The following is a 23,542-nucleotide window of genomic DNA, read 5'->3' as shown; positions in this document are numbered from 1 at the left end:
TCAAGGAGTTTTTCGTTTCGACTACGTCGGAAGTGGGGCGCATTATAAGGGGATTCGAAACCCCGTCAACCGTTATTTTCATAAATCTTTAAATAAAGAGCACAGCACAGACAAAACGGGGAGGCCTACTGGCCTCCCCGTCTTCAGAGATAAAGCTACCCTTACTCTGCCTTCAAGGTAATGCGCGCAAAAGCCTTCTTGCCCGCCTGGCACACATGGGTCGCCCCCAGGGCAAAGACGAAGCCACGATCGACCACAGCGCCATCGACCTTCACACTCCCTGCATTAAGCAGGTCACGAGCAGCAGCCGAGTTCTTCACCAGCCCTGCCTTGTTCAGGACCGCAGCGATCGGCATGTCTTCGGCCGCCGCCACCTCGACCTGCGGCAGATCCTCAGGCAGTTCGCCATCCTTCATACGGTTGCCTGCCGCACGATGAGCGCTGGCCGCCGCCTCTTCACCATGGAAGCGGGCGACGATCTCCTCCGCCAGCTTGATCTTGATATCGCGCGGGTTGGCGCCGTTCTCGACATCGGCGCGGAACTGGTCGATCTCTTCCATCGAACGGAAGCTCAGCAGCTCGAAGTAACGCCACATCAGCGTGTCCGGGATCGACACCAGCTTGCTGTACATCACCCCAGGCGCCTCCTGGATACCCACATAGTTACCCAGCGACTTGGACATCTTCTTCACGCCGTCGAGCCCCTCGAGCAGCGGCATGGTCACGATGTTCTGCGCTTCCTGGCCATAAGCCCGCTGCAGCTCTCGTCCCATCAGCAGGTTGAACTTCTGGTCGGTGCCACCCAGCTCGACGTCGGCCTTGAGCGCGACCGAGTCATAGCCTTGCACCAGCGGGTAGAGGAACTCGTGGATCGCGATGGGCTGATTGCTGCTGTAGCGCTTGTCGAAGTCGTCGCGCTCGAGCATGCGGGCAACCGTGTACTGCGAAGCCAGGCGAATGAAGTCGGCCGGCGTCAGCTTGTCCATCCAGGTGGAATTGAACGCGACCTCGGTCTTGGCCGGGTCGAGGATCTTGAACACCTGCTGCTTGTAGGTCTCGGCATTCTCCAGGACCTGCTCGCGGGTCAGCGGTGGGCGGGTGGCGCTCTTGCCGCTCGGGTCACCGATCATGCCGGTGAAGTCACCGATCAGGAAGATGACCTGATGGCCAAGGTCCTGGAACTGGCGCAGCTTGTTGATCAGCACCGTGTGGCCCAGGTGCAAGTCTGGAGCGGTCGGATCGAAGCCCGCCTTGATACGCAGAGGCTGGCCGCGTTTGAGCTTCTCCGCCAGTTCCGACTCGACCAACACCTCTTCCGCACCGCGCTTGATAAGCGCCAGCTGCTCTTCAACCGACTTCATATGACAGACCCGCAAGGCTCAGATTCAAGGGGAGCCAACCATACAAGATCGGCCATCAAATACAAGTTTTGCAAAGGAATGTGACCCGAACGGCGTGTCGCGGCGTCTACGCGCCCTTGCGTGAAAATGGATTTGGTTATATTTTATACAGTTATTTCATCTTCATCATGTCATTCATCTTTTCCTTTTCACCTTTTTCAAAGTCACTTCACCTATGACCAACGAAACGCCTAAAGCGCCCCCGCTTTATCCGAAAAGCCATTTGTTGGCCGCCAGCGGCATCGCCGCCCTCCTCAGCCTGGCCTTGCTGGTATTCCCCTCCAGCGAGGTCGAAGCCAAGAAAACCACGCTGAGCCTGGAGCTGGAAAGCCCGGCCGAGCAGCTGCAGGACGCGTCCAAGGCAGCCCCACTGGTACAGGCCGAGGGCAGCCAGGATTCGCCCTTCGCCCAGATCGACACCGCCGAACCACCGGCCGAGCAGACCGCCGAGCAGGCCCCTGCGGTCGAGGAGAAGGACCCCGGCCACCGTGAAGTCACGGTCGCCCGTGGCGATACCCTGTCCACCCTGTTCGCCAAGGTCGGCCTGCCCGCCAACGTGGTCCATGACGTACTGGCCAGCAGCAAGCAGGCCAAGCAGTTCAGCCAGCTCAAGCATGGTCAGGTGCTGCAGTTCGAGTTCGACAAGGACGGCCAGTTGGCCAGCCTGCACAGCAAGGTCAGCAGCCTCGAAAGCATTCGCCTGACCCGCACCGCCAAGGGCTACAGCTTCGCTCGCGAAGTCAGCAAACCAGTGGTACGCACCGCCTACACCCATGGGGTCATCAAGAGTTCCCTGTCGGCTTCCGCGCAACGCGCAGGCCTGTCCCACAGCATGACCATGGACATGGCACGCATCCTCGGCTACGACATCGACTTCGCCCAGGACATCCGCCAGGGCGACGAATTCGACGTGGTCTACGAGCAGAAGATCATGGACGGCAAGGTGATCGGCACCGGCAACATCCTGTCCGCCCGCTTCACCAACCGCGGCAAGACCTACACCGCCGTGCGCTACACCAACAAGCAGGGCAACACCAGCTACTACACCGCCGACGGCAAGAGCCTGCGCAAGGCCTTCATCCGCACCCCGGTGGACTTCGCCCGCATCAGCTCGCGCTTCTCCAATGGGCGCAAGCACCCGATCCTGAACAAGATCCGCGCCCACAAAGGCGTCGACTACGCCGCACCGCGAGGCACGCCGATCAAGGCCGCCGGCGACGGCAAAGTGCTCCTGGCGGGGCGCCGCGGCGGCTACGGCAACACCGTGATCATCGCCCATGGCAATACCTACAAGACCCTCTACGGCCACATGCAGGGCTTCGCCAAGGGCATCAGGACCGGCAGTTCGGTCAAGCAAGGCCAGGTCATCGGCTACATCGGCACCACCGGCCTGTCCACCGGGCCGCACCTGCACTATGAGTTCCAGGTCAATGGCGTGCACGTCGATCCTCTGAGCCAGAAAGTGCCCATGGCCGACCCGATCGCCAAGTCCGAGCGCCAGCGCTTCCTGCAGCAGAGCCAGCCCCTGATCGCCCGCATGGACCAGGAAAAGGCCACCCTGCTCGCCGCGAACAAGCGCTGAGCCCATGGCGCTCTACCTGGGAGTGATGTCCGGTACCAGCCTCGACGGCCTGGACATCGCCCTGATCGAACAGGGCGAGCAGCACCAACTGCTCGCCACCCACTACACCCCCATGCCCTCGGACCTGCGCCAGGACCTGCTAGCCCTTTGCGCCAGCGGCCCCGACGAGATCGCCCGCGCCGCACTGGCAGAAAACCGCTGGGCCAGGCTGGCAGCCGAAGGCGTGCGCCATCTCTTGCTCAGCCAGGGCCTGCAGGCCGATGCCATCCGTGCGATCGGCAGCCATGGGCAGACCATCCGTCATGAACCGGCACGCGGCTTCACCGTGCAGATCGGCAACCCCGCCCTGCTGGCCGAGCTCACCGGGATCTGCGTGGTCGGCGACTTCCGCCGCCGCGACGTTGCCGCCGGTGGCCAGGGCGCGCCGCTGGTGCCTGCCTACCATGAGGCGCTGTTCGCTCATCTGGGCCAGCGCGTGGCGATACTCAACGTGGGCGGTTTCAGCAACCTCAGCCTGATCGAGCATGACAAACCGGTCCGCGGCTTCGACTGCGGGCCGGGCAATGTGCTGCTCGATGCCTGGATCGAACGCAAGCGTGGCCAGGCCTATGACGCCGATGGCGCCTGGGCGGCCAGCGGCACGTCGAACCCTGGCCTGCTAGCCAGCCTGCTGGCGGACCCGTTCTTTGCCGGCACCGGCCCCAAGAGCACCGGCCGCGAAGTCTTCAACCTGCCGTGGCTGGATGCCCACCTGTCGGCACTGCCGCCTTGTCGGGACGAAGATGTCCAGGCCACCCTGCTGGAGCTCACTGCACGCAGCATCGTCGACTCGCTGAGCGGCGCCCAGGCGAACACCGAAGCACTGCTGGTCTGCGGTGGCGGGGCTCGCAATGGCGCGTTGATGCGCCGCCTGGCCGAGCTGCTGCCGGCCGCCAAGGTCGACAGCACCGCCGCCCATGGGGTCGATCCCGACTGGGTCGAGGCCATGGCCTTCGCCTGGCTGGCCCATTGCTGCCTCGAGCGAATCCCCGGCAACCGCCCCAGTGTCACCGGCGCCCAGGGCCTGCGCATACTCGGCGCCATCTATCCGGCCTGACCCACCCCACAAAGCAAAACGCCGCGCAATCGCGCGGCGTTTTCATGCCAACGGCAAGGCTCAGATCGAGAACGAGGAACCACAGCCGCAGGTGGTGGCGGCGTTGGGGTTCTTGATCACGAAGCGCGAACCTTCCAGGCCTTCCTGGTAGTCCACTTCGGCGCCTGCCAGGTACTGGAAGCTCATCGGATCGACCACCAGGGACACGCCTTCGCGCTCGACCACGGTGTCGTCCTCGGCCACTTCCTCATCGAAGGTGAAGCCGTACTGGAAACCGGAGCAACCACCGCCCGTCACGAACACGCGCAACTTCAGACGATCATTGCCCTCTTCGGTGACCAGGGTCTTCACCTTTTGCGCAGCCCCTTGGGTGAATTCCAAAGCGGTGGGGGTGAAGGTTTCGACGCTCATGTTGATTCTCCCGGCGCAGTGCCGCCATAAAACTCGATGACGCGCATTATCCGCTTCTCCGAGAAAATCGGTCAACAATACGTAAGCCGCAAGCTTCAAGCTGAACGCGGAACACTCACTTGCAGCTTGCAGCTGCTGTCAGGGCAGCAGGCCGGCGTGCGACAGGCCCATGCGTTCGTCCAGGCCGAACAGGATGTTCAGGTTCTGCACCGCCTGGCCGGAAGCGCCCTTGACCAGGTTGTCGATCACCGACAACACCACCACCAGGTCACTGCCCTGGGGACGATGCACGGCGATGCGGCAGACATTGGCGCCACGCACGCTACGGGTCTCTGGGTGGCTACCGGCCGGCATCACGTCGACGAACGGCTCGTCCGCGTAGCGCTTCTCGAACAGGGCCTGCAGGTCGACCGAGGTGTCGGCGACGGTCGCATAGAGCGTGGCGTGAATGCCACGGATCATCGGGGTCAGGTGCGGCACGAAGGTCAGGCCGACGTCCTTGCCCGCGGCTTGGCGCAGGCCCTGGCTGATTTCCGGCAGGTGGCGGTGGCCCTTGACCGCGTAGGCCTTCATGCTCTCGCCCGCCTCGCAGAACAGCGAGCCCACCGAAGCACCCCGGCCGGCGCCGCTGACACCCGACTTGCAGTCGGCGATCAGGCGTGACGGGTCAGCCAGGCCGGCTTCGAGCAGCGGCAGGAAGCCCAGCTGGGCGGCCGTCGGATAGCAGCCAGGCACGGCGATCAGACGGGCCTGGCGGATCTTCTCGCGATTGACCTCGGGCAGGCCGTATACCGCATCCTTGAGCAGCTCCGGCGCACCGTGGGGCTGGCCGTACCACTTGCCCCACTCCACGGCGTCCTGCAGGCGGAAGTCGGCGGACAGGTCGATGACCTTGGTCCCGGCCGCCAGCAGCTCGCCGGCCAAGGCGTGGGCAACACCGTGGGGCGTGGCGAAGAACACCACGTCGCAGGCGCCCAGGGCCTTGCTGTCCGGCACGCTGAAGGCCAGGCCGTCATAGTGGCCACGCAGGTTCGGGTACATGTCGGCTACCGCCACACCGGCCTCGGAGCGCGACGTGATGACCGCCACCTCGGCCTGTGGATGCTGTGCCAGCAGACGCAACAGTTCGACGCCGGTGTAACCCGTGCCGCCGACGATACCGACCTTGATCATAACGCTTGCCCCTTATCAACGAGCCGACTGGAAAACGCACGATAATAGGGGTGCGAGCCGCCTGTAACAACTCTTGGGGTGACCCTTCGGGCGCTTGGCCTCTACTATCTGACGACCGTGAAAACCTGAAGGAACTCCCTCCATGCTCTATCTATGGATCAAGGCGCTGCACATCGTCAGCGTGGTCTGCTGGTTCGCCGGACTGTTCTACCTGCCCCGGCTGTTCGTCTACCACGCGCAAAGCCAGGACAACATCAGCCAGGAGCGCTTCGTCACGATGGAGCGCAAGCTCTTTCGCGGCATCATGAACCCCGCGATGATCGCCACCTATGTCTTCGGCATCTGGATGCTCTACCTCACCCCGGGCTGGCTCAGTCAGGGCTGGCTGCATGCCAAGCTCACCCTGGTCGTCCTGCTGACCGTCTACCATCACATGTGCGGCGCCCAGCGCAAGCGCTTCGCCGCCGGCAACAACACCCGCAGCCATGTGTACTACCGCTGGTTCAACGAAGTGCCGGTACTGTTGCTGCTGGGCATCGTGATTCTCGTGGTGGTCAAACCGTTCTGAGCCCAACCATCCCCTGACAGGAGCCCCGCCATGCCCTTGCCCGCCTCGCTCGAACAACGCCTGCGCCTGCCGGTGGTCGCCGCACCGATGTTCCTGATTTCCAATCCCCGGCTGGTACTGGCCTGCTGCGGCAGTGGCGTGGTGGGCAGCTTTCCTGCCTTGAACCAGCGCGACAGCAGCGGTTTCAAAGCGTGGCTGGAAGAGATCGAGGACGGCCTCGCCAGCTTGCCGACAGCGGCACCCTACGCGGTCAACCTGATCGTCCACCCCAGCAACCCGCGCCTGCAGGCCGACCTGGCCCTGTGCGTCGAACACCGCGTGCCCATCGTCATCACCAGCCTGGGCGCCGTGAAGGAGGTGGTGGATGCGGTGCATGGCTATGGCGGCCTGGTATTCCATGACGTCACGACCCGCCGCCATGCGGAGAAAGCCGCCGAGGCCGGGGTAGACGGCCTGATCGCCGTGGCAGCAGGCGCCGGGGGGCACGCCGGGACCTGGAGCCCGCTCGCCCTGGTGGCCGAGATCCGCCAGTTCTTCGACAAGACGCTGCTGCTGGCGGGCTGCATCAACCATGGCCACCAGGTCCTCGCCGCCCAACTGCTGGGAGCCGACCTGGCGTACATGGGCACCCGTTTCATCGCCACCACCGAGAGCCAGGCCCAGGATGCCTACAAGCAGATGCTGTTGGAGGCCCGCGCTGCCGACATCATCCATACCCCTGCCGTGTCCGGCGTGCCCGCCAGCTTCCTGCGCCAGAGCCTGGAGCAGGCCGGCTACGACATGGACGCGCTGAAGGCCAGCCATGAGCAGGCCCGTCTCAAACCGCTGGATGATGAAGCGAAAGCCTGGAAAACGGTCTGGTCCGCTGGCCAGGGGGTCGGCGATATCCACGACCTGCCCAGCGCTGGCGCACTGATCGAACGCCTGCGGGGCGAATACCGCGCGGCCCTGGCACACAGCCATCGACTGCACGACCGGGCCCTGTAGCAAAAGGCAACACCTTGCCGGGCCACGCTGTACACTAGGCGCCCCATCCGCCGCTCCAGGAGCCTTGCATGACCCGTTACGCCATGATCACCGGTGCTTCCAGCGGCCTGGGCCTGGCCCTGGCGGAAGCCCTGGCGCGGCGCGGGCGCAACCTGATCCTGGTGGCACGCCATCGCGAGACCCTCGAGCCGGTGGCCATCGAGCTGACCCAGCGTTTCGGTGTCGAGGTGCTGTTCCGCGCCTGCGACCTGAGCCAGCCTTTGCGCTTGTCCGGCTTCGTGCTCGAACTGGAAGAAGGCGAACGGCGCATCGACCTGTTGGTCAACTGCGCCGGCCAGCGCGCCTACGGGCCGTTCCTGGCCCACGAATGGGCGGATGAGCAGGACCTGCTGGAGGTCAACATTCTCGCCCTGACCCGCCTGTGCCACGCCATCGGCAACCTGATGGCCGTGCAGGGCGGCGGTCAGATCCTCAATGTCGCATCCCTCGCCAGCTTCGCCCCCGGCCCCTGGATGGCCAGCTATGCGGCGAGCAAGGCCTACGTGGTGAGTTTCTCCCAAGCCCTGCGCGAAGAGCTCGGGCGCACCGGGATCAAGGTGTCGGTGCTGTGCCCTGGCCCTGTGCGTTCGCCACGGCGACGCATCCCCAGGCTGGAAGGCTCCAGCCGCTGCCTGAGCCCGGAAGAGGTGGCGCTGCATGCCGTGCGCGCCCTGGACAAGAACCGTGCCCTGATCGTACCCGGACGGCGCAACCGCTGGCTGGCCTTCCTGCCACGCCTGCTGCCGCACTGGCTGACGCGCAAGCTGGCCGGGATGATCCATCGTCGCTACTGCCCGCTCGGCGCCGAATAGCCACTGGGCGAGCGGCGCCGCGCTGGTTACACTCGGCCCGGACCCTCACCATGGAGCAAGTGCTGTGGAGACTCTCTTCACCAAGATCATCAACCGGGAGATCCCGGCGAAGATCATCTACGAGGACGACCAGGTTCTGGCCTTCCACGATATCGCCCCCCAGGCGCCTGTGCATTTTCTGGTCATCCCGAAAAAGCCCATCCGCACCCTCAACGACCTGACCGAAGAGGACAAGGGCCTGGCCGGCCACATCCTGTTCACTGCCCAGCGCCTGGCCAAGGAGCTAGGTTGCGAGGAAGGCTTCCGGGTGGTCATGAACTGCAACGAGCTGGGCGGCCAGACCGTCTACCACATCCACATGCATGTGCTCGGCCAACGCCAGATGCACTGGCCGCCGGGCTGATCCAGGGCAACCCCCTCCCCGCCGATTGCGGTAAACTGTCGGGCACACTCTAGCGGAGGTGCCCGATGGCTACCGAACGTCACTACTCGCCGCTCGACCGCTTGTTGCTGCAGGCCGATACCGCCATGCGCACCTTGCTGCCCTTCAGCGGCCAACCTTCTCGTCCCTCCCCGGCCATCGTGCAACCGGACGCCGAGCTGGACGAAGCCCAGACCCGCCATATCGCCGGCCTGATGCGCATCAACCATACCGGCGAGGTATGTGCCCAGGCGCTCTACCAGGGCCAGGCGTTGACCGCCAAACTGCCGCAGGTACGCAAGGCCATGGAGCATGCCGCCGAGGAAGAGGTCGACCACCTGGCCTGGTGCGAGCAGCGCATCCGCCAGCTGGGCAGCCACCCGAGCGTGCTCAACCCGCTGTTCTACGGTATGTCGTTCGGCATCGGCGCCCTCGCCGGCCTGGTCAGCGACAAGGTCAGCCTGGGCTTCGTCGCGGCCACCGAGCACCAGGTCTGCAAGCACCTGGACGAACACCTGGAGCAGATCCCCCCGCAAGACGAGAAATCCCGCGCCATCCTCGAGCAGATGCGCGTGGACGAGGAGCAGCACGCCGAATCCGCCCTCGAGGCCGGCGGCTACCGCTTCCCCGCACCGGTGCGCCTGGGCATGAGCCTGATGGCCAAGGTGATGACCAAGAGCACCTATCGCATCTAGGGGCACGGCCATGACGGAACGTTTCGACGCCAAGGACCTGGCGCGTGCCGTGGACGCCGGCATTCTCCAGCCGGGCCAGGAGCAGGCGCTGCTGGCGTTCTTGCGCCAGCAGCCGGAAAACCGTGGCACCTTTCAATTGGCCCATGTGGCCTTCTATTTCGGCGCGCTGCTGATCATGGGCGCCATGGGCTGGCTGCTTACCGAAGCCTGGATGCGCATCGGCGACTCGGCCCTGCTGGCCATTGCACTGTTGTATATCGTCCTGCTGACAGGCTTCGCCATGGCATTGCAGCGGCGCCAGCAACCCATCGCTGCCGGGGTGCTGGCTGCGGTCGCGGTAAGCATCGTGCCACTGGCAGTGTTCGCCATCGAGCGCATGTTGGGCTGGTGGCCGCTGGACGACACCCAAGCCGACTACCACCAGTACTACACCTACGTCCAAGGTGGCTGGTTGCTGATGGAAGCGGCCACGGTGCTCGCCGGGCTGCTGATGCTGCGTCTGGTGCCCTTCCCGTTCATCGTGATGCCGATCGCCGTGGCCCTGTGGTTCATGTCCATGGACCTGAGCGAATGGTTCTTTGGCTCGCCATTTAGTTGGGAGCAGCGGCGCACGGTATCGCTATGGTTCGGCCTGGCCCTGCTGCTGGTGTTCGTCGTAGTGGATGGCCGCACCCGTAGGGACTATGCCTTCTGGGGCTACCTGGCCGGGCTGGCGGCATTCTGGGGAGGCCTGACGCTGATGAACAGCGACAGCGAGCTGGGCAAGGCCCTCTACTGCCTGGTCAACCTTGGCTTGATGGGGCTGGCGGTGCTACTGCGCCGGCCGGTGTTCATGGTGTTCGGCGCCATGGGCGTGGCGGCTTACCTCGGCTACCTCTCCTACGAGGTGTTCGCCGACTCGCTGCTGTTCCCGCTGGTGCTGACCTTGATCGGCCTTGGCGTGATCGGCCTGGGGCTGCTTTACCAGAAGCGCCGCGAGCAGCTCAGCCAGTCGCTGCGCGCCCGTCTGCCGAGTTGGTTGCAACAAGCACTGCCAGCGCTGCGCGATTGATGGGCCGGGCAAGCGGCCCTATCAAGTCGAATACCCTGCCTCAGCCCAGCTCGACGATCTCGTAGCCGTGGGTAATCTCGACACCGGCGCGATCGAGCATGATCGAGGCCGAGCAGTACTTCTCCGCCGACAGCTCCACCGCACGCTTGACCTGGGCCTCCTTCAGGCCACGCCCCTTGACCACGAACTTCAAGTGGATCTTGGTGAACACCTTGGGATCCTCGTCGGCGCGCTCGGCCTCCAGGAAGGCCTCGCAGCTTTCCACGGCCTGGCGCGACTTCTTCAGGATGCTCACGACATCGAAGCTGCTGCAACCGCCCAGGCCGAGCAGGAGCATCTCCATCGGGCGCACGCCCAGGTTGCGACCGCCAGCCTCGGGCGGGCCATCCATCACCACGACGTGGCCGCTCCCCGATTCGCCGAGGAACATCGCTTCACCGGCCCACTGGATGCGTGCCTTCATGTATCTGGACTCCCTAATGTTCGGAAAAGGCCGTCAGCTTAGACCTTGTGGAGCTGTCGGAAAAGCTCAAGACGAGTCGCTTTCATACCAATACCAGAGGCAGTGTCTGATAAGCTGGCGCCAAATGACTGGCACTTTCCGCCAAACCCCTATAAAAAGCCTATGCGTCATATCGAACAGGATTTCGTGATGGTTGCCTCAGCCCTACCCGCCAAGATCAAGAACATCGACAAGCTGCTCACCCACTGCCAGCGCCGCCGCTATGCCGCCAAGAGCAATATCATCTGTGCGGGCGACCGGGCAGACACGCTGTCGTTCATCGTCAAAGGCTCGGTGACCATCCTGATCGAGGACGACGACGGTCATGAGATGATCATCGCCTACCTCAACAGCGGCGATTTTTTCGGCGAGTTGGGCCTGTTCGAACCTAGCGGCCAGGAACAGCAACGTAGTGCCTGGGTCCGCGCCAAGACCGAATGCGAAGTGGCCGAGATCGGCTACGACAAGTTCCGCGAACTGGCTCGCCAGGATCCGGAAATCCTCTATGCGCTCGGCAGCCAGATGGCCCAGCGTCTGCGCAACACCACCCGCAAGGTCGGCGACCTCGCCTTCTTCGACGTCACCGGCCGCGTGGCCCGCTGCCTGCTGGACCTGTGCAAGCAGCCCGACGCGATGACCCACCCGGACGGTATGCAGATCAAGATCACCCGCCAGGAGATCGGCCGTATCGTCGGGTGCTCACGGGAAATGGTCGGTCGTGTGCTCAAGGACCTCGAGGAACGCAGCCTGGTCCAGGTCAAGGGCAAGACCATGGTGGTCTACGGCACCCGCTAGTCCCGGGGAAGCGCCGCGATCACCTCGTCGTAAGCCTGGCTCAGGCGCTCGAACCAGGGCGCCTCGGGCACGACCTCATGCAGGGCGACATGGGCATCGGCCCGGCAGCGTTGCTCCAGCTCACAACATTCGTTGAAGCGGTTGACCGCCGCGACCATCGACTCACGCTCGTTGTCCAGCAACAGCGCGCCATGCACCAGCACCACCGGGCGTTTGCCGCCCAGCCCCTGGCGCCAGCGCTGGGCCGTGCCGACCAGTTTGCGGCCATCGAGATTGACGTTGTACCGGCCATCGCAGAAAGCGCCATCGATCTCGCCGACCGATGCCACACCGCCCCATTCGCGCAGCACATCGCACAAGGGCAGGCACAGGCGCTCGTAGGCATTCTCGATGCGCCCCTGGTCCCCTTCGCTACGCGGCGCCACATAGACCAGTGCCACGTTCACCGTGGCATGCGACTGCGGCACCGGCTCCCCGCCGGTCTCGCGCAACAACACCGGCCAGCCACTGATCGCCAGTTCCGTGCAGGCAGCCTCGAAGTTCTCCAGGCGGCTCATGCGCCGCGGCATCACCAGGGCCCGGTCGGTCGGGCGCCAGAACAGCACACCAGCTTCGCGCTCGCCACGGCAGACTGCGGCCAGCAGCTCCTGTTCGGCGTGCAGGCCCTGTTCGACGGTAAGGGCCAGAGGTTGATCGCTCATCAGTTTTCCACCTTGTCCATGCAAAGAAGCCGGCATGTGCCGGCTTCAGGGTCGCTCAGTCCAGTTGCTGGACCACGTTGTGCACGGGCCGCTCGGGGAAGAACAGACGCTGCAGCTCCAGCCCCGGCTGCTCGGCGCGCATGAACGCCTCGCCGACCAGGAAGGAATACACCTCGTTGATTTCCATCAGTTCCACGTCGGCACGGTTGAGGATGCCGCTCTCGGTGATGGCCAGACGATCGCGCGGGATGCGCGGCAGCAGGTCGAGAGTGGTTTCCAGGCTGACCTCGAAGGTGTGCAGGTTGCGGTTGTTGACGCCGACCAGCGGGGTGTCGAGGGTCTGCAGGGCACGCTCCAGTTCATCGCCGTCGTGCACCTCCACCAGCACGTCGAGCCCGACGTCCTTGGCGGTGGCAGCCAGCTCGGCCATGCGCACGTCATCCAGCGCGGCGACGATCAGCAATACGCAGTCGGCGCCCAGGGCACGGGCCTCGACGACCTGGTAAGGGTCGATCAGGAAGTCCTTGCGGATCACCGGCAGCGCACAGGCCGCGCGGGCCTGCTGCAGGTAGGCATCGCCGCCCTGGAAGTAGTCCACATCGGTCAGTACCGACAGGCAGGTCGCCCCACCCTTCTCGTAGCTGGCGGCGATCTCCGCCGGCACGAAGTGTTCGCGGATCACCCCCTTGCTCGGCGAGGCCTTCTTGATTTCGGCGATCACCGCCGGCTGCTTGCGCCCGGCCTGCTCGATCAACGCATTGGCAAAGCCACGCGGGGCATCGGCTGCCTTGGCCAGGCGCTCCAGCTCGGCCAGGCTGACCCGGGCACTGCGCTCGGCCACTTCCTCGACCTTGCGGGCGAGGATTTTCTCCAGCACCGTCGGTACGCTCATGCTTCGTTCTCCTGCTTGAATACCGCGGTGAAGGCACCCAGCTCCTGCAACTTCTCCCAGGCAAGGCCGGTGTGCAGCACGTCATGGGCCAGCTCCACCCCTGCTTTGAGGCTCATCGCGTGATCGGCGGCATACAGCGCGGCACCGGCGTTGAGCACGATCATCTCGGCAGCCTTCTGGCCGTTCTCGGTCTTGCGCCGGCCCAGGGCATCGCGGATCAGCTCCAGCGAGGCCTGCGGGCCCTCGACCGCCAGACCATGCAGGCTCTGGCTCTTCATGCCGAGGTCTTCCGGCTCGACCCAGTACTCGCTGATCTGGTCATTCTTCAGCTCGGCGACGAAGGTCGGCGCGGCCAGGCTGAACTCGTCCAGGCCATCCTTCGAGTGCACCACCAACACATGCTTGCTGCCCAGACGCTGCAGCACCTGAGCCAGTGGGCGGCACAGGGCCTGGGTGAAGACCCCGACCACCTGGTGTTTCACACCGGCCGGATTCGTAAGCGGGCCGAGCATGTTGAACAGGGTGCGCAGCCCCAGCTCGCGGCGAGGCCCGGCGGCGTGCTTCATGGCGCTGTGGTGGGTCTGGGCGAACATGAAACCGATCCCCAGGCTGTCGATGCAGCGAGCGACCTGCACCGGAGTCAGGTTCAGGTAGATGCCGGCGGCCTCCAGCAGGTCGGCGCTGCCGCTCTTGCCGGACACCGCCCGGTTGCCATGCTTGGCCACGGTGCAACCGGCCGCGGCGAGAACGAAGGCCGAGGCGGTGGACACGTTGAAGATGTTGGCGCCATCACCACCGGTGCCGACGATGTCGACGACACCATCCAGGCTCTGCAGCTCGACCTTGTCGGCCAGCTCGCGCATCACCGACACGGCGCCGACGATCTCGTCGATGCTCTCGCTCTTCATGCGCATGCCCATCAGGAAGGCACCGATCTGCGCCTCCGTGCACTGGCCGGTCATGATCTGGCGCATGACGCCGCGCATTTCCTCGGTGGACAGGTCCAGATGGCCGACGATACGGCTCAACGCGCTCTTGATATCCATGTTCGTTCCTTAGCGGCGGCCGCCGGTCTGCTTGAGGAAATTGGCGAACAACTCATGCCCTTGCTCGGTGAGGATCGACTCGGGGTGGAACTGCACTCCTTCGATGTTCAGGGCCTTGTGGCGCAGGCCCATGATCTCGTCGACCGAACCATCGTCATGCGCGGTCCAGGCGGTGACCTCCAGGCAATCCGGCAGGGTTTCGCGCTTGACCACCAGGGAATGGTAGCGGGTCACGGTGAGCGGGTTGTTGAGGCCGGCGAACACGCCCAGGTCGCGGTGATGCACCGGGCTGGTCTTGCCATGCATCACCTGGCGGGCCCGCACCACGTCACCGCCGAAGGCCTGGCCGATGGACTGGTGGCCCAGGCACACGCCCAGGATCGGCAACTTGCCGGCAAAGTGCAGGATGGCTTCGATGGACACGCCCGCCTCGCTCGGCGTGCAAGGGCCCGGGGAGACGACGATGCGCTCCGGCTCGAGGGCTTCGATCTGGGCGATGGTCATTTCGTCGTTGCGAATGACCTTGACCTCGGCACCCAGCTCGCCGAGGTATTGAACGACGTTGTAGGTGAAGGAGTCGTAGTTGTCGATCATCAGTAACATCTGGAGCGAACCTCTTGAATACTGACTTTGGATTCGAACCTTCCCATGCCAGCCACGGGTGCGGACGATCCCGCAAGGGGCGGCAGGTGCAGCGAATGGAAGGCAAACGGGGACGGGCCGGGCAAGCCGGCAGGAGATAAAGTCAGGCGCGCCAACGCCAACGGGCGTGGGCCTTGATAACGCGCATCAGGAGTCTGCTGACGATCAACACGGGGTAGGTCTCGTTCATACGTCACGGCACAGTAGCCTACCGGGGCGGCAGGTGCAATATGCCCGTAAATACCGGGAAACGAATGGACTTGGAAAGCATGACCTGCGATTTGCTAAGGTCAGTCGGCTTGTCCTCATAAAAACAACGAAAAGGATATTCAGACATGCGCAAACCGCCCTTCCTGCGTTCCCTGCTCGGCCTGCTGGCCCTGGCCTGCAGCCAGGCCATGGCGGCGCCCTCGCCCTACTCGACGCTCATCGTCTTCGGTGACAGCCTCAGCGATGCCGGCCAGTTCCCCGACCTGGCCGGTGGCACCGCCGCCATGCGCTTCACCAACCGTGACACCGACGGCAACTATGCGCCCGTCTCGCCGATGCTGCTCGGCGGCCGCCTGGGCGTGGCACCGGCCGACCTCAACCCGTCCACCTCGCTGGCTGTCCGCCCCGACGGCAACAACTGGGCGGTCGGCGGCTACACCACCCAGCAGATCCTCGATTCGATCACCGATACCTCGCGGACGGTCATTCCGCCGGGCAACCCTGGGGCCGGCGCCGTACTGCGCGAGCGCCCCGGCTACCTGGCCAGCGGCCTGGGCGCCGACCCGAACGCGCTCTACTACCTGACCGGTGGTGGCAACGATTTCCTCCAGGGCCTGGTCAACAGCCCCGCCGATGCCGCAGCCGCTGGCGCGCGCCTGGCGGCCAGCGCCCAGGCGCTGCAGCAGGGCGGCGCCCGCTACATCATGGTCTGGCTACTGCCCGACCTGGGCCAGACGCCGAACTTCAGCGGTACACCGCAGCAAGGCCCGCTCTCCCAGTTGTCCGGCGTATTCAACCAGTCCTTGGTGGAACAACTGGACCGCGTCGACGCCGAGATCATCCCGCTGAACATCCCCGTCCTGCTCCAGGAGGCCCTCGCCAGCCCGGCGCAGTTCGGCCTTGCGGCCGACCAGGACCTGGTCGGCACCTGCTACAGCGGCGGCAGTTGCGTGGAGAACCCGGTTTACGGCATCAATGGCCCCACACCGGACCCGAGCCGGCTGCTGTTCAACGACTCGGTGCACCCGACCATCGCCGGCCAGCGGCTGATCGCCGACTACGCCTACTCGATCATCGCCGCTCCCTGGGAGCTGACCTTGCTTCCAGAAATGGCCCACGCCAGCCTGCGCGCCCACCAGGACGAACTGCGCAACCAGTGGCAGACACCCTGGCAAGCCGTCGGCCACTGGCAGGCCATTCTCGCCACTGGCGCCCAGGACCTGGACTTCGACGACCAGCGCAGCGCCGCCAGTGGCGACGGGCGCGGCTACAACCTGACCCTCGGCGGCAGCTACCGGCTCGACGAGGCCTGGCGCATCGGCCTGGCCGCAGGCGTCTATCGGCAGAAACTAGAGGCCGGCGAACAGGACTCGGACTACAAGCTCGACAGTTACCTGGCCACGCTGTTCGCCCAGTTCCGCCAGCAGCGCTGGTGGGCGGACGCCGCCTTGACCGCGGGGCACCTGGATTACCACGACCTCGAGCGCACCTTCGCCCTGGGCGTGGACGAGCGCAACGAGAAAGGCGACACGGACGGCGAAACCTGGGCACTGTCGGGTCGCCTGGGTTACAACCTAGCGACAGAGGGCAGCGACTGGCAGTTGTCACCGTTCGTCAGCGCCGACTATGCCCGGGTCAAGGTGGATGGCTATGACGAGAAGAGCGGGCGCTCCACTGCGCTGGGCTTCGACGATCAGGACCGTACCTCGCGACGCCTGGGAGTGGGGCTGCAGGGCAGCTACCTATTCGCCCCGGACACCCGGCTGTTCGCCGAGGTCGCCCGCGAGCATGAGTTCGAGGATGATCGCCAGGACCTGACGATGCGTCTGGCCACCCTGCCAGCCAATGATTTCACACTCACCGGCTATACCCCTCACAGCAACCTGACCCGTGCCAGCCTGGGGCTTACCCATGAACTGACGCCGGGGCTGCACCTGCGTGGCAACTACAACTGGCGCAAGAGCGATGAGCTGACCCAGCAGGGAGTGAGCCTGGCCCTGAGCCTGGACTTTTGAAGCCCCTGGGGTCGCTTTGCGTCCCCAACCGATACAAAAACGGCGCCCACCAGGGGCGCCGTTTCTTCATGCCAGCCATCAGGCCTTGGGCGTCTGCTCCGCCAGGCCCACCGCACGGAACATGGCGCGGCGCTTGTTGATGGTCTCTTCCCACTCCAGCGCCGGCACCGAGTCGGCGACGATACCGCCACCGGCCTGGACATGCAGCTCGCCATCCTTGATCACCGCAGTACGGATGGCAATGGCCGTGTCCATGTTGCCGTTCCAGGCGAAGTAGCCCACCGCCCCCCCATAGACACCGCGCTTGACCGGCTCCAGCTCGTCGATGATCTCCATCGCGCGGATCTTCGGCGCCCCCGACAGGGTGCCAGCCGGCAGGATGGCACGCAGCGCATCCATGGCAGTCAAGCCCTGGCGCAACTGCCCGGTGACGTTGGAGACGATGTGCATCACGTTGGAATAGCGCTCGATCACCATCTTCTCGGTCAGGCGTACGCTGCCCGTCGAGGACACCCGGCCCACGTCGTTGCGCCCCAGGTCGATGAGCATCAGGTGCTCGGCGATTTCCTTCTCGTCGGACAGCAGGTCGTCCTCCAGTGCCCGGTCGGCCTCCTCGGTGACGCCACGCGGGCGGGTGCCGGCGATCGGGCGCACGGTCACCAGGTTGTCTTCGACCCGCACCAGCACCTCGGGCGAACTGCCGACCACATGGAAATCGCCGAAGTTGAAGAAGTACATGTACGGCGTCGGGTTGAAGCAGCGCAGCGCCCGGTACAGGTCGATGGGCGCGGCCTTGAAGTCGATGGACATGCGCTGGGACGGCACCACCTGCATGCAATCCCCGGCCAGGATGTACTCCTTGATGCGGGCCACCGCGTTCTCGTAGTCCTCGCGGGTGTAGCTGGAGCGGAATTCCGGCTCGGCGGCGAGCGGGCCGCTCAGATCCAGGCCGCGGCGCGGGGTGATCGGCTGGCGCAGCGTGTCCAGCAGGCCCTCGAGCCGTGCCTGCCCCTCTTCGTAGGCCTGCTCCTGGGCCGGGTCGACCAGCACGATCGCGTGCATCTTGCCCGCCAAGTTGTCGAACACCACCACGGCATCGGAGACCATCAGCAGGATGTCCGGCACACCCAGCGGATCCGGGTTCGGGCAGGCGCCCAGGCGCTTTTCCACATAACGGACGCAGTCATAGCCGAAGTAGCCGACCAGGCCGCCATTGAAGCGCGGCAAACCCGGAATGTCGGCGACCTTGTAGCGATCCTTGAAGGCCTCGACGAACGCCAGCGGGTCCTCGACGTCATGGCTTTCCACTTCTTCGCCGTCCTGCAAGATGCTCACGTGGTAGCCATGTACCCGCAGCACAGTGCGCGAGGGCAAGCCGATCATCGAGTAGCGCCCCCACTTCTCGCCGCCCTGTACGGACTCGAGCAGGTAGGAGTTGGGTTGGTCGGCGAGCTTCAGGTAGATCGACAGCGGCGTGTCGAAGTCGGCCAGGGTTTCACAGGCCAGGGGAATGCGGTTGTAGCCGGCAGCGGCCAGGCGCAGGAATTCTTCGCGGGTCATGGGTAGCCTCGTGGCAAGCAGCAATGGGGTCGGGCAAGCGGACGGGCCGGCAGGCGCCGGCGGGCGGAAGTCAGGCGCGCCAGCGCCAACGGGCCAGGGCCTTGATGACTTTCATCCAGAATTTGCCGGTAACCGCCACGGTGGACTCTCTGTCTTGTGAGGCTTGAAGGTCCGCCAACGTTATCCCAGTGGCCGGGACTAAGCAACCGGGCAGCAGGGCGCGCAGGTCGTCGATGACCAGGCTGGGGGATTCCTCATCGATGGGCCGCCCATGGTTGTAGCCATAGGTCAGGCCGACGCATTGCACACCCGCAGCCCTGGCCGCCAGCACATCGCTGCGCGAATCGCCGACGAACAGCGACTCGGCGGGGGCGACGCCGGCCATCTTCATGACGAACAGCAAGGCCGCCGGGTCAGGCTTCTTCTGCGCCAGGGTGTCGCCGCCAATGATCCAGCGGAAGTAACGACCGATCTTCATCTGATCGAGCAGCGGGCCGACGAAACGCTCAGGCTTGTTGGTGATCAGCGCCATCTCCACGCCTTGCTTGCGCAGCCAGCGCAGGGTGTCGCGCACCCCGGGGTAGATCACCGTCAGGTCGTGGCTTTCGGCGTAGGCCTCCATGAACAGGGCCAGGCCCTGCTCGGCCAGTGCATCGTCGACGCCTGCGTGATCCAGGCCGCCGGCCAGGGCGCGGCGCACGAGGACCTGGGCACCATTGCCGACCCATTGGCGCACGGCCTCCAGGCCAGCGGGCGGGCGCCCCATCTGGAGCAGCATGCGATCCACGGCGGCAGCCAGGTCGGGGACCGAATCGATCAGGGTGCCATCCAGATCGAACATCACCAGCCTGGGCAGCGTCCCTGGGAACAGCTGCTCGAAGCCGCTCATGGGTGGGCCTGGGCCAGTTCGGCGCGCATGCTGGCGATGACGTCCTGGTAATCCGGCGCATTGAAGATCGCCGAGCCCGCCACGAAGGTGTCGGCACCTGCGGCCGCGATCTCGCGGATATTGCCGACGTTGACGCCGCCATCGATCTCCAGGCGGATGTCACGGCCGCTGGCATCGATCAAGGCGCGCGCCTCGCGCAGCTTGTCGAGGGTGCCGGGGATGAACTTCTGGCCACCGAAGCCTGGGTTGACGCTCATCAGCAGGACCATGTCGACCTTGTCCATCACGTACTTCAGCACGTCCAGGCCGGTGGCCGGGTTGAACACCAGGCCAGCCTTGCAGCCACCGTCGCGGATCAGTTGCAGGGAGCGGTCGATGTGCTGGGAGGCTTCCGGATGGAACGTGATGTAGGTGGCGCCGGCTTCGATGAAGTCGCCGATGATGCGGTCGACCGGGCTGACCATCAGGTGCACGTCGATCGGCGCGGTCACGCCATACTTGCGCAGGGCGCTGCAGACCATCGGGCCGATGGTCAGGTTGGGTACGTAGTGGTTGTCCATCACATCGAAGTGGACGATGTCGGCGCCAGCGGCGAGCACCTTGTCGACGTCCTCGCCCAGGCGGGCGAAATCGGCGGAGAGGATGGAGGGGGCAATAGCGTAGGGCTGCATGGCGCACCTGTTGGCAGAATCACGGTGGCGCGCATTGTAACCCAGGCGAGCGAATCGGGGCTGATTGGCGTCAAGCGGTGCCGATGGCGACACAAAATCATTCGGTTGGCAGCGCTTTGTCATCTTTGGGGCTGCCTTGCAGCCCCAAATACCCCTTAGAAAGGGCCGGCACAACCTGCCAATCAGGTCGGCTGCTGGGTTCGCATCTTCTCGCTCCGCCCGCGCAACCACTCCAGGGTCAGCAGCAGAACCACCGAAAAGGCGATCAGCAACGTCGCCGCCGCGGCAATGGTCGGGCTCAGGTTCTCGCGGATGCCGCTGAACATCTGTCGTGGCAACGTCGCCTGCTCGGGCCCGGCGAGGAACAGGGTCACCACCACCTCGTCGAACGACGTGGCGAAGGCGAACAACGCCCCGGAGATCACCCCGGGCGCGATCAGCGGCAAGGTCACCCGGCGGAAGGCCAACAGCGGCGAGGCTCCCAGGCTGGCCGCCGCTCGCACCAGGTTGTAGTTGAAGCCCTGCAAGGTCGCCGACACGGTGATGATGACGAACGGCACGCCCAGTACCGCATGCACCAGGATCAGCGAGATGAAGCTGTTGCCCAGGCCCAGCGGGGCGAAGAACAGATAGCTGGCCACGCCGATGATCACCACAGGCACCACCATCGGCGAAATCACCAGGGCCATCACCAGCGACTTGCCAGGAAAGTCGCTGCGGGTCAGGCCGATGGCGGCCAGGGTGCCGAACACCATGGCCAGCACGGTGGCCGCCGGGGCGACGATGATGCTGTTCTTCAACGAACGCATCCATTCAGCGGACGAAAAGAAGTCCTCGTACCACTGCAGCGAAAAACCCTGCAGCGGGTAGACCAGGAAACTGCCGCTGTTGAACGACAACGGCACGATCACCAGCACCGGCAATACCAGGAACAGCAGGATCAGGCCGCAGAGGATTCGCAGGCTGTAGAACCAGACCCGCTCCACGGGCGACATGTAAGGGCTCAGCATGGCAAGGCTCCTCAGCTCAGGCGCAGGCGGCTGGCGCCGACCAGCCAGCTATAGATCAGGTACAGCAACACGGTGGCCAGCAGCAGCAACCCGCCCAGCGCGGTGGCCATGCCCCAGTTGATGCTGGTGTTGGTGTAGAAGGCGACGAAGTAGCTGACCATCTGGTCGTTGGGGCTGCCGAGCAGCGCCGGGGTGATGTAGTAGCCGATGGAGATGATGAACACCAGCAGGCAACCGGCGCCGACACCGGCATAGGTCTGCGGGAAGTACACCCGCCAGAAACTGGCGAACGGATGGCAACCCAGGGAGATCGCCGCGCGCATGTAGCTGGGCGAGATGCCCTTCATCACGCTGTACAGCGGCAAGATCATGAACGGCAGGAGGATATGGACCATCGAGATGTACACGCCGGTGCGGTTGAACACCAACTCCAGCGGCTCATCGATGATGCCCACCGCCATCAGCGCACTGTTGATCAGGCCGCCCGACTGCAACAGCACGATCCAGGCCGCCACCCGCACCAGGATCGAGGTCCAGAACGGCAGCAGCACCAGGATCATCAGCAGGTTGCTCTGCCGGGTCGGCAGGTTGGCCAGCAGGTAGGCCAGCGGATAGGCCAGCAGCAGGCAGATCACGGTGATCACCACGCCCATCCACAGGGTGCGGGCGAAGATGTCCAGGTAGATCGCCTGGTCGGGCGTGGCCTTGGCCAGCTCGCCCAGGTCGTCGATGCGGTGGTCCAGTGCGGCCAGCAGGTAGAACGGCGTGACCGTGCTGGTGTTGCGGCGGATCGCCTGCCAATAGGCCGGATCGCCCCAACGCTCGTCGAGCGTCTGCAAGGCATCCTTGTAGGCGCTCGGCTCAGTCTTGAACGGCAGCGCCCTGGCGGTCTTGGCCAGCAGGCTGCGGTAGCCGGCCAGTTCCATGTTCAGGCGCTTGGAAAGGTCGCCCAAGGTCTGGTTGCGACGCGATTCGGCCAGGTCCTGACTGAGCGCCTTGTACACTTCTTCGCCCGGCAGGCCCTTGCCGTCCCACTGCGACACGGCCTCGACGGTACGTGGCAGGCCGGCGACCACCTCCGGGTTGCCGACGCTCTTGTACAGCAGTGCCGCGATCGGCACCAGGAACACCAGCAACAGGAACAGCGCCAGCGGCGCGATCAACGCCTGCGCTTTCCAGCGGTTGACCCGCTCGGCATGCTTGAGACGCTGCTTGAGGCTTTTACCTGCGCCTTCGTTCAGGGGCACTGCAATGGCCATGGCGAACTCCGAAAAATCTGGGGAACGAGGAGCGCCGGGCCGTTCCCCGGCGCTCCTTCGGTGCGGCTTACTTCCTCGCCGCCCAAGCGTTGAAGCGTTGTTCCAGCTGCTCGCTGTTGTCGGCCCAGAAGGCCACGTCGATCTGCACCTGGTTGGCGATGTTCTCAGGCGTGGTCGGCATGTCCTTCTTCACCTCGTCCGAGAGCAGGCTGACCGCCTTGGCGTTGGCCGGGCCATAGGCGATGTTCTCGGAGTAGATCTTCTGCTGCTGGGGCTGCACGCTGAAGGCGATGAACTTCTTCGCTTCGTCGGTATCCTTGGCGCCCCTCGGAATGGCCCAGGCGTCGAAGTCGTAGATACCGCCGTTCCACACCACCTTGAGGTTGCTCTCCTTCTGCACCGCGGCGATGCGGCCGTTGTAGGCCGAGCTCATGACCACGTCACCCGAGGCCAGGTACTGGGGCGGCTGGGCACCGGCCTCCCACCACTGGATGCTCGGCTTGATCTCGTCGAGCTTCTTGAAGGCACGGTCCTGGCCTTCCTTGGTGGCCAGCACCTTGTACACATCCTTCGGCGCCACACCGTCGGCCATCAGGGCGAACTCCAGGGTGTACTTGGCCCCCTTGCGCAGGCCGCGCTTGCCCGGGAACTGCTTGGTGTCCCAGAAATCAGCCCAGCTGGTGGGCGCGGTCTTGAGCTTGTCGGCGTTGTAGGCCAGCACGGTGGACCAGACGAAGAAGCCCACGCCACAGGGTTGGATGGCGCCAGGCACGTAGTCGGCCTCATCGCCGAACAGGGCCGGGTCGAGCTCCTCGAACATGCCCTCGTCGCAACCACGGGCCAGCTCTGGCGACTCCACCTCCACCAGGTTCCAGGACACGCTCTTGGTGTCGACCATGGCCTTGACCTTGGCCATTTCGCCGTTGTACTCACCGGCGATGATCTTGCCCTTGCCCGCCTTCTCCCATGGCTCGTAGAACGCCTTGACCTGGGCGGCCTTGTTCGCACCGCCGAAAGACACCACGGTCAGGTCGGCGGCCAGGGCCTGGCCGGCGGCGAACAGGCCAAGGGCCAGGGCGGTCAGTTTCAACTGCTTGCGCATTATTATTCTCTCC

The 23,542-nt window shown here is 64.8% G+C and carries 24 protein-coding genes; 10 read left to right on the top strand and 14 right to left on the bottom strand.

What is annotated here, in order from left to right; all coding sequences use genetic code 11:
* Positions 1–161 precede the first annotated feature (161 nt).
* The gene (gene tyrS / locus ABFA30_RS06930) at positions 162–1,361 is read right to left on the bottom strand and encodes a tyrosine--tRNA ligase (protein WP_253080165.1); all 1,200 of its coding nucleotides are present in this window, start codon (positions 1,359–1,361) and stop codon (positions 162–164) included.
* A gap of 214 nt (positions 1,362–1,575) precedes the next feature.
* On the opposite strand from tyrS, the gene ABFA30_RS06925 reads away from it, so the two are divergent.
* Both ABFA30_RS06925 and ABFA30_RS06920 read left to right on the top strand, forming a co-directional pair.
* Entirely contained in the window at positions 1,576–2,982 is a 1,407-nt protein-coding gene (locus tag ABFA30_RS06925) for a peptidoglycan DD-metalloendopeptidase family protein (RefSeq protein ID WP_410045268.1), read from the top strand.
* A gap of 4 nt (positions 2,983–2,986) precedes the next feature.
* Positions 2,987–4,078: an anhydro-N-acetylmuramic acid kinase gene (locus ABFA30_RS06920; RefSeq protein WP_410045267.1), complete on the top strand. Its 1,092-nt coding sequence runs from the start codon at positions 2,987–2,989 to the stop codon at positions 4,076–4,078.
* A 60-nt stretch (positions 4,079–4,138) separates the two neighbouring features.
* Here ABFA30_RS06920 and erpA read toward each other — a convergent pair whose 3' ends face one another.
* Together erpA and argC are read right to left on the bottom strand one after the other, a co-directional pair.
* A complete protein-coding gene (erpA, locus tag ABFA30_RS06915; protein ID WP_225786406.1) occupies positions 4,139–4,489 on the bottom strand; it encodes an iron-sulfur cluster insertion protein ErpA in 351 nt (116 codons plus the stop codon).
* Between the two features lie 138 nt (positions 4,490–4,627).
* Positions 4,628–5,662, bottom strand: coding sequence for an N-acetyl-gamma-glutamyl-phosphate reductase (gene argC / locus ABFA30_RS06910; protein ID WP_225786407.1), 1,035 nt, complete (start codon positions 5,660–5,662; stop codon positions 4,628–4,630).
* 142 nt (positions 5,663–5,804) lie between these two features.
* On the opposite strand from argC, the gene hemJ reads away from it, so the two are divergent.
* The 6 genes from hemJ to ABFA30_RS06880 all read left to right on the top strand — a co-directional run bounded on the left by hemJ (position 5,805) and on the right by ABFA30_RS06880 (position 10,235).
* On the top strand, positions 5,805–6,230 hold the full coding sequence (hemJ, locus tag ABFA30_RS06905) for a protoporphyrinogen oxidase HemJ (RefSeq protein ID WP_410045266.1): 426 nt from the start codon (positions 5,805–5,807) through the stop codon (positions 6,228–6,230).
* A 30-nt stretch (positions 6,231–6,260) separates the two neighbouring features.
* Positions 6,261–7,217: an NAD(P)H-dependent flavin oxidoreductase gene (locus tag ABFA30_RS06900; protein WP_410045265.1), complete on the top strand. Its 957-nt coding sequence runs from the start codon at positions 6,261–6,263 to the stop codon at positions 7,215–7,217.
* A 68-nt stretch (positions 7,218–7,285) separates the two neighbouring features.
* On the top strand, positions 7,286–8,068 hold the full coding sequence (locus tag ABFA30_RS06895) for an SDR family NAD(P)-dependent oxidoreductase (protein ID WP_253080170.1): 783 nt from the start codon (positions 7,286–7,288) through the stop codon (positions 8,066–8,068).
* 64 nt (positions 8,069–8,132) lie between these two features.
* The gene (locus ABFA30_RS06890; protein ID WP_045180357.1) at positions 8,133–8,471 is read left to right on the top strand and encodes a histidine triad nucleotide-binding protein; all 339 of its coding nucleotides are present in this window, start codon (positions 8,133–8,135) and stop codon (positions 8,469–8,471) included.
* A gap of 65 nt (positions 8,472–8,536) precedes the next feature.
* Entirely contained in the window at positions 8,537–9,184 is a 648-nt protein-coding gene (coq7, locus tag ABFA30_RS06885) for a 2-polyprenyl-3-methyl-6-methoxy-1,4-benzoquinone monooxygenase (RefSeq protein WP_225786411.1), read from the top strand.
* Positions 9,185–9,194: 10 nt separating this feature from the next.
* The gene (locus ABFA30_RS06880) at positions 9,195–10,235 is read left to right on the top strand and encodes a DUF2157 domain-containing protein (protein WP_253080171.1); all 1,041 of its coding nucleotides are present in this window, start codon (positions 9,195–9,197) and stop codon (positions 10,233–10,235) included.
* Between the two features lie 40 nt (positions 10,236–10,275).
* Here the strand turns inward: ABFA30_RS06880 and ABFA30_RS06875 are convergent, their stop codons facing one another.
* Entirely contained in the window at positions 10,276–10,698 is a 423-nt protein-coding gene (locus tag ABFA30_RS06875) for an OsmC family protein (RefSeq protein WP_225786413.1), read from the bottom strand.
* Positions 10,699–10,887: 189 nt separating this feature from the next.
* Here ABFA30_RS06875 and crp point away from each other — a divergent pair, with 189 nt between their 5' ends.
* Positions 10,888–11,532 carry a cAMP-activated global transcriptional regulator CRP gene (gene crp, locus ABFA30_RS06870; RefSeq protein WP_225786414.1) on the top strand — a complete coding sequence of 215 codons (645 nt, stop codon included), beginning with the start codon at positions 10,888–10,890 and terminating at the stop codon, positions 11,530–11,532.
* Here the strand turns inward: crp and ABFA30_RS06865 are convergent.
* Genes ABFA30_RS06865 through ABFA30_RS06850 form a run of 4 tightly spaced genes read right to left on the bottom strand, consistent with a single transcriptional unit; the run spans position 11,529 to position 14,774 of the window.
* Positions 11,529–12,233 (bottom strand): biotin/lipoate A/B protein ligase family protein, encoded by a 705-nt coding sequence (locus ABFA30_RS06865; RefSeq protein ID WP_225786415.1) that lies wholly within the window; start codon positions 12,231–12,233, stop codon positions 11,529–11,531. The two genes, crp and ABFA30_RS06865, sit on opposite strands and share 4 nt — an antisense overlap.
* 55 nt (positions 12,234–12,288) lie before the next feature.
* Entirely contained in the window at positions 12,289–13,125 is an 837-nt protein-coding gene (gene trpC / locus ABFA30_RS06860) for an indole-3-glycerol phosphate synthase TrpC (protein WP_225786416.1), read from the bottom strand.
* On the bottom strand, positions 13,122–14,171 hold the full coding sequence (trpD, locus tag ABFA30_RS06855) for an anthranilate phosphoribosyltransferase (RefSeq protein ID WP_225786417.1): 1,050 nt from the start codon (positions 14,169–14,171) through the stop codon (positions 13,122–13,124). Before trpD ends, trpC begins: the two co-directional genes overlap by 4 nt.
* 9 nt (positions 14,172–14,180) lie before the next feature.
* On the bottom strand, positions 14,181–14,774 hold the full coding sequence (locus tag ABFA30_RS06850; protein WP_225786418.1) for an aminodeoxychorismate/anthranilate synthase component II: 594 nt from the start codon (positions 14,772–14,774) through the stop codon (positions 14,181–14,183).
* 374 nt (positions 14,775–15,148) lie between these two features.
* Between ABFA30_RS06850 and estP the strand changes: the two genes are divergently transcribed.
* Positions 15,149–17,038, top strand: coding sequence for an esterase EstP (gene estP, locus ABFA30_RS06845; RefSeq protein ID WP_410045264.1), 1,890 nt, complete (start codon positions 15,149–15,151; stop codon positions 17,036–17,038).
* 78 nt (positions 17,039–17,116) lie between these two features.
* Here the strand turns inward: estP and trpE are convergent, their stop codons facing one another.
* The 6 genes from trpE to ABFA30_RS06815 all read right to left on the bottom strand — a co-directional run bounded on the left by trpE (position 17,117) and on the right by ABFA30_RS06815 (position 23,529).
* Positions 17,117–18,598, bottom strand: coding sequence for an anthranilate synthase component I (gene trpE / locus ABFA30_RS06840; protein WP_225786420.1), 1,482 nt, complete (start codon positions 18,596–18,598; stop codon positions 17,117–17,119).
* A 70-nt stretch (positions 18,599–18,668) separates the two neighbouring features.
* Complete coding sequence (locus tag ABFA30_RS06835; RefSeq protein WP_225786421.1) at positions 18,669–19,487, bottom strand: phosphoglycolate phosphatase; 819 nt, start codon at positions 19,485–19,487, stop codon at positions 18,669–18,671.
* Positions 19,484–20,158: a ribulose-phosphate 3-epimerase gene (rpe, locus tag ABFA30_RS06830; protein WP_225786422.1), complete on the bottom strand. Its 675-nt coding sequence runs from the start codon at positions 20,156–20,158 to the stop codon at positions 19,484–19,486. Before rpe ends, ABFA30_RS06835 begins: the two co-directional genes overlap by 4 nt.
* A 182-nt stretch (positions 20,159–20,340) precedes the next feature.
* Positions 20,341–21,168: an ABC transporter permease gene (locus ABFA30_RS06825; protein ID WP_225786423.1), complete on the bottom strand. Its 828-nt coding sequence runs from the start codon at positions 21,166–21,168 to the stop codon at positions 20,341–20,343.
* 11 nt (positions 21,169–21,179) lie between these two features.
* On the bottom strand, positions 21,180–22,427 hold the full coding sequence (locus tag ABFA30_RS06820; RefSeq protein ID WP_253080175.1) for an ABC transporter permease: 1,248 nt from the start codon (positions 22,425–22,427) through the stop codon (positions 21,180–21,182).
* A gap of 67 nt (positions 22,428–22,494) precedes the next feature.
* The gene (locus tag ABFA30_RS06815; protein ID WP_410045263.1) at positions 22,495–23,529 is read right to left on the bottom strand and encodes an ABC transporter substrate-binding protein; all 1,035 of its coding nucleotides are present in this window, start codon (positions 23,527–23,529) and stop codon (positions 22,495–22,497) included.
* Positions 23,530–23,542 lie beyond the last annotated feature (13 nt).

The sequence above is a fragment of the Pseudomonas sp. HLMP genome, assembly GCF_046365545.1.
Lineage (GTDB): Bacteria > Pseudomonadota > Gammaproteobacteria > Pseudomonadales > Pseudomonadaceae > Aquipseudomonas > Aquipseudomonas guariconensis_B.
Note: the sequence above shows the minus strand (reverse complement) of the source record. Positions and strands in the feature narration are given on the sequence as shown.